Source organism: Colwellia sp. 12G3 (assembly GCF_002836775.1).
Lineage (GTDB): Bacteria > Pseudomonadota > Gammaproteobacteria > Enterobacterales > Alteromonadaceae > Colwellia.
This window is the reverse complement of record NZ_PJAQ01000016.1, coordinates 1-5724: the sequence shown is the minus strand read 5'-3', so window position 1 is coordinate 5724 and position 5724 is coordinate 1. Positions and strand designations below refer to the sequence as shown.

Below are 5724 nucleotides of genomic sequence, written 5' to 3'. Positions count from 1 at the left end.
GACTGCCCTTAATGCCGCCATTCGCGAGCATTTTTAAGTCCATTACGGCAGCAATCATAGCGATGGTAGCGAAAAAATAGAATACTTCAGGACCAAAACCATTTAACTTTCCGCTGTCAGTTTGTGACGCTTCGATAGCAAAATTTACTAGCATGCCAAAAATCAAAAGCGCAACAAAAAAAGCGATCCATTCAAATTTACCTATTGTTCCTGCTTTACGTTTTACTGTCATCCATGCGGTACCAACGAAATAACACAGAAAAATACCGTTAACCAAAGACAGCATAATTGACCGAGAGTACGCGATATAAATCCCGGTTAAACCAAGTAATAAAATAGCTAAAACAAAAACATTACCAACAGTGCGATGTTGCTTTGAACTTTTACGTAAAGACAGCGCTGAAAAGCCAGAAATTATGGCAATTGAACCTGCGATAGCATGAATCATTATTAACAAAAGTGTAGTCACTGTTTGTCCCTCAATAAATTTATATTCTCACCTAGCTATTAGTGAAATTTAATCATTTCGACAATAGCTAGGCCAATAAATGAACTCATAGATTTTTTGAATTTCATCATAAATCCGTCCATAGCAGAATATATTGCAGGGACAATGCCAAATGCGTATGTTTATGTTTTATATGGATATAAGTGTAATTAAGACTGGGGTTAATATAATCATCCCAAATATGGGAAACGAAAGGTTGAATAAAATCCTATGAATGGGACGAGTAATGTTGTGATTAAAAAAACTATTTAGCCAAGGTAAGTCTCAACGTTAGAAATGCCTTTCTGACTGTGCGAAGCGATTTACCCATAGCTCTGCCAGCAAAAAGAGAAGGGATATTAATTTTTAGTGGCACATGGGTGATAAACGGCAACATTAAGTCAATCATATAAACGGTTCGTGCAATGAAGTTTTAGCCGTGGAGATATGAATTACACACTTTTTAGTATCCGTATATTTGACCTTTATATTGAGAATTTATCAGTAGATCAAACTGTTAAGGCAAGTAGCGCAATATAACCCGTAATGGTTCGTAAATATCGATATAAAAAGCACCAAGCTTAGGTTTAACCATAAGTAATTCCTTAGCGGAACCTAAAAAATTAATATATGCATGAAATTAAATTAGGTACCGCTAGTTAAGATAATTATTAATTTTATAATTATTTTAACTTGTAACAATTGTGTAAGAATAACCTCGAATTTTAAAGAGGTGAATATGAATAACGATTTTATTAACAACAAAGAAGAAAGCTTATTCTTTCTTAATTTTGCCAACGAAATAATTAATGAATCAATTGTATTCATTGAAAGTAACGATCTTCCGTTACTGTCCATTCATATTGAATACTTACGAGTGCTCTGTAAACACTTTGATTCTCAGTTAGGAAAGTTAAATTCTGAAGGTAAATCAAATAACAGCAATCAATTAACTCTTTCAAGAAATATTGTAAAAGTCGCTAGCTCTTTGAATTAAAAATTATCTGACATTACTGGGGGCAGTAATACAGTCGGTTAAAAGACTCCATCTAATAAGAGAGTTAACCAACTGAGTTCACGGATGAACTACTTTAATTAAAGCCAGTAATAGCTGTATAGCGGGAAGAATATAAAGTGGAATCAAAAAATTTAACACTACCTTGTGAAATGTATTGCAGTAAATGTCCTTTGAATTTCATTCATAACTTTAAAGATGACTTATCCATTTCCTCTCATGATCAAACAATTAGTTTCAACAATAACAAAATAAAGTTTTCAAGCCGTGCTTTTAGAGTGTTATGCGCCTTATTAAGGGAAAAAGACAAACCAATCAGTTTTAGCTACTTGCAGACTTATGGTTGGCCAGATTCTTTGGTTGTTAAAAATAATTTAACTGTTGTTATATCTGAGATAAGAACCAACTTGAGACATACACAACTTCAAATTGAAAATATTAGGGGGTATGGCTACATGTTAACTTCGGTCGAAGTAGAGTTAGTTTATAATGGGAGACAGCAATGCATAGCTTAAATCAATTCACTATTAATACCGCTGTATGGGGAGAAGTTAACATCGCACCACGTTTGGAGGCGATAATGACAACTATTAATGATTGTGATAACGCTGAACTGCTTTGTACTATAGTGCAACAAGGCAACGTGATATCTCCTGCTGTATTTTTCCAATACTTATCCGAATATGAGCATGTACAGTTATTTAGACTCATTTTGAGTAATATTATAAAAGAACCTAAAAATAGACAATATCGAATTAGTATAAATACCCCCATAGATGTTATTCGTCATTTTAGCGAGTTTTTTCCATTAATTAATAGTTTTGATCATCAGAGGTATGCTTTAGAAATATTAGAAAATGATATTAATAAATTTGGCCATTTTGAATTAAAGGTATTAGAAAAAATAAGTAAATCTCCCAATGTTGACTTATGGTTAGATGACTTTGGTACTAATCAATCAAACTTTGACATCGTCAATTCAAATAAAATTGCTTTCAGTAAAATAAAAGTATCAAAAGAGCTTTTTTGGGCTTTATTACCAGAGGACCTAGTATTTCTAGATGGTTTATTGCGTTATTTGAGCAAGAAACACGACGTTATAGTCGAAGGAATAGAATTAAATAAGCATGTACAATATATTTCGAATATTCCAAATGTGCTAATGCAAGGGTATTATTTCTCACAAACCAAGCTGTCTGTAAATGCATAAGTTATCTAAAGATAGAGTAATCAAAGAATTTGAATTACTCACCGAAGATATACACGATGATGAATTATTAAAGATGAATTTAAATTTGTTCAAGTTAACTGAATTGGACGGTGACGTAACCAAATTAGAACCAAGTTATCAGAGTTTTTGTTTATTGCTAATGGAGTTGATTGTTCAAAAAGAAAAAACAACAAAAAAAAGTCATTCAAATTTACTTAGTTTGATATCGGATGAGGAAAAATACTTTTTAAAATCTTTATATGATTAATAGATATAAGGAATGCTTTTATTTTCAATGATTTACGTTTGCAGTCCCTCTGTAACTAATTGATATTAAATACTCATGTTGGTGACGTTGTATTGATTTTCTATTGGTGTATGTTTAATAAACTTAAAATAATATTCAAGCCTATTAAACACCACATCTAATAAATAATTAATTATAAGGTTAAGCCATAACCCTCCTTGCGGTAATTTTCTATATTTATTGACGAATTGCTAAATACGATACGCAAATCATAAATCGCCACATTTAAATTATTGCTAACCACATTTGATTCCGGCCAAACATACTCACTTAGAAACTCTCTTGATAAAATTGATCCAGAGTAACGTGTTAGTGCACACATCAATCGAAAACCATGGTGAGTCAACTTATGTTGCTGACCATTGACGTCAAATATTGCTCTATCACGAGTTTCATTAATGCCTTTTATTGAAAGTTTTTCATAAGGAAATAATGGGCAATATTTGCATCGGTTGTTGCAAGAGCCGATAGGTTCACTTTTCGTCGCAACGTATTTATTTTGTTGTTCAATATCTGTTAAATCAATGAAGTTTAAGTTATTCAAAATGAACTCCCGTGATTGCATCGGTTTTTATGATAAAACTAGATTTTCCCTTTAAAAGGCTAACTACTTCATATTGATTTTGATCAAGTTTTTTTATAACTCTGACATTATCTCCTTGGATAGTTTTCAAAATAGTGTCTACAGGATACAGGCCAATAAACTCAATGAACTTGCCAACTATTCGTGGATCTAACATGGTACCAGAGACTTTAGTCAGCTCTGTAAGCGCAGCATAAGTCGTTAGCGCTTTTTTATAATGCCGATCTCTTGTTAGGGCTTCATATGTACAAATGACCGTTAACATTCGTGAATAAAGGTTAATGTTTCTTTGTGAAAGACCGTATGGGTAACCGGTACCATTAAAGTATTCATGATGGGAAGCGATAACATCACTGACAAAATCAGGGAAATCTCTTGATTTTTTGATTAATGCTACGCCTATCTCGGTATGTGTATGTAAATATTTAGTTTCATTTACCGATAATTTTTCCGCTTGACCAAAAGATATAGGTAATTTAATCATCCCTATGTCGTGTAACAAGGCTGCGCTACCAAGATCTAATAACTTATCTTTTTTGATGCCTATATATTTACATAAAGTAATATAAAGTATTAAAACACGTACTGATTTTTGGGCTATCGAAGGTGCACTGCTTTTTATAGTATTTAAATATAAATAGGTGTTTTGGTCAGCTAGAACTTGAAGAGCTAAATTATTAACCACTAATTTAATTTTATAAGAGTCTATATATGATTTGTAAGTCATATCACTAAAAACTAAATTGAGTAATTTGAAAGAATGTTCGATTTTTTTGTGAGCAAGGACCTCTTTTTCATTAATAAATGAATGATCTTTATTACACTTATTCGGATATTTATCATTAAAATCTATATATACATAGTCACAGAAAGTGCGCAATTTAGTTAATTGCTGTTCTGATTTAATAATAAATTTGTGGAAAAAATATGGAGTTTCAAGCCAAGGGCGATCGAGTTTTACGATCTTCATGCCAACTTCAAGTTGGTGGGTTAGTAGTTTTTTCATAGATATCTTCGTTTTAACAACGTCAAAAGTGAATTGTTATTCACTTTTATAATTTAAAATTAGATACCGTCCCATTGGTAATAAACCTAATCCATGAGGCGAAACCATTATAGTGGTCGGATTACCATAATGTCAATGCTTAGCGACATTAATAAATATATTAGAGATAAGTTAATTAATTAGGATATCTAAAATTACCAAGCAATCATTTTTACGCTTCATTTCCTCTCTTTACCTTTAAATTTAATTCCTATTTAAAACAATGGCTTGTTGGTTTTTTTGTTGGGCGGCACTATCAAGGGTGATAAAGTTAATTAATATCTAGCAATGCAACTTTAATAAAATATTGTCATTATAATAAATAATAGTTAGTTGTTTTTTTTGAAACTAATTATGAAAATAGAGGACTCTTATAATGGTAGGAATCTGTTGTTTTGTAAGAGTATTATAGTTGAATAAGTAGAGTGGCAAATGGTTTGTTTTATACGTTTTTTGTGAATATAAAAACTTTTGTTAGTTGGCTGGGTTGTAGTTTTTTTAGTCTATATCACTAAAAATAAATGCACAATAGCAGATAATAAGATGCTGATAATTGTAAAAATTTGAGTACTTATATATATAATTTAACTAAAAGTGCTCGGTGATGTCAGATTTGAACTTATGCGACAAGATCAATGAGGTGGCTAAAGGTGCTTGAACCTCGACAATTAGAATAACAATCAGGTGTCAGTCTGATTTTCAGCTAGATTGATATGTAACTAGAAGAAAATATCGATTTACCACTGTCTTATCGCAAGGATTTAACGAAAGAACAAAGAAAAGCCATGGTGAAAAGTGCGCTTGATAAAGTGGATATGGGCCACAGAGCTAGCCATTTCCCCTCTCAGTTATCGGGAGGACAGCAACAGCGTGTTGCCGTTGCGCAGGCGATTGCGGGCAATCCTTCAATAATTTTGGCAGATGAACCTACAGGTAACCTTGATTCAACAAATGCAGCTGCGGTTATGGCATTAACCTTTGGCAACCTCTTGAGAAGTGAAGAACGTAATGCGTGGCAAAGTTTGGTCAGGGATATCAGCTATGAAATAATCATTCATTAGCGCCAATATCATCGAC

Annotated in this window: 7 protein-coding genes and 1 pseudogene; 5 read left to right on the top strand and 3 right to left on the bottom strand. The window is 32.4% G+C overall.

From position 1 onward, the window contains the following. A partial coding sequence (locus tag CXF71_RS05485; protein ID WP_198559840.1) for a DUF2306 domain-containing protein occupies nt 1-469 on the bottom strand: 469 nt, incomplete at its 3' end. Nucleotides 470-1226: 757 nt separating this feature from the next. On the opposite strand from CXF71_RS05485, the gene CXF71_RS05480 reads away from it, so the two are divergent. The 4 genes from CXF71_RS05480 to CXF71_RS05465 all read left to right on the top strand — a co-directional run bounded on the left by CXF71_RS05480 (nt 1227) and on the right by CXF71_RS05465 (nt 2980). Next, nucleotides 1227-1484, top strand: coding sequence for a hypothetical protein (locus CXF71_RS05480; protein ID WP_101231967.1), 258 nt, complete (start codon nt 1227-1229; stop codon nt 1482-1484). A 170-nt stretch (nt 1485-1654) separates the two neighbouring features. Then, nucleotides 1655-2017 (top strand): winged helix-turn-helix domain-containing protein, encoded by a 363-nt coding sequence (locus CXF71_RS21925; protein ID WP_442871918.1) that lies wholly within the window; start codon nt 1655-1657, stop codon nt 2015-2017. Continuing rightward, nucleotides 2005-2712: an EAL domain-containing protein gene (locus CXF71_RS05470; protein ID WP_101231965.1), complete on the top strand. Its 708-nt coding sequence runs from the start codon at nt 2005-2007 to the stop codon at nt 2710-2712. Before CXF71_RS21925 ends, CXF71_RS05470 begins: the two co-directional genes overlap by 13 nt. Next, nucleotides 2705-2980 carry a hypothetical protein gene (locus CXF71_RS05465; RefSeq protein WP_101231964.1) on the top strand — a complete coding sequence of 92 codons (276 nt, stop codon included), beginning with the start codon at nt 2705-2707 and terminating at the stop codon, nt 2978-2980. Before CXF71_RS05470 ends, CXF71_RS05465 begins: the two co-directional genes overlap by 8 nt. A gap of 172 nt (nt 2981-3152) precedes the next feature. On the opposite strand, the gene CXF71_RS05460 is transcribed toward CXF71_RS05465, so the two are convergent. After that, entirely contained in the window at nt 3153-3563 is a 411-nt protein-coding gene (locus tag CXF71_RS05460; RefSeq protein WP_232771392.1) for a winged helix-turn-helix domain-containing protein, read from the bottom strand. Beyond that, a complete protein-coding gene (locus CXF71_RS05455) occupies nt 3556-4608 on the bottom strand; it encodes an HD-GYP domain-containing protein (protein ID WP_101231962.1) in 1053 nt (350 codons plus the stop codon). Before CXF71_RS05455 ends, CXF71_RS05460 begins: the two co-directional genes overlap by 8 nt. A 764-nt stretch (nt 4609-5372) precedes the next feature. Between CXF71_RS05455 and CXF71_RS21805 the strand changes: the two are divergent. Further along, a pseudogene (locus CXF71_RS21805) lies at nt 5373-5621 on the top strand (ATP-binding cassette domain-containing protein); the annotation flags it as partial. Nucleotides 5622-5724 lie beyond the last annotated feature (103 nt).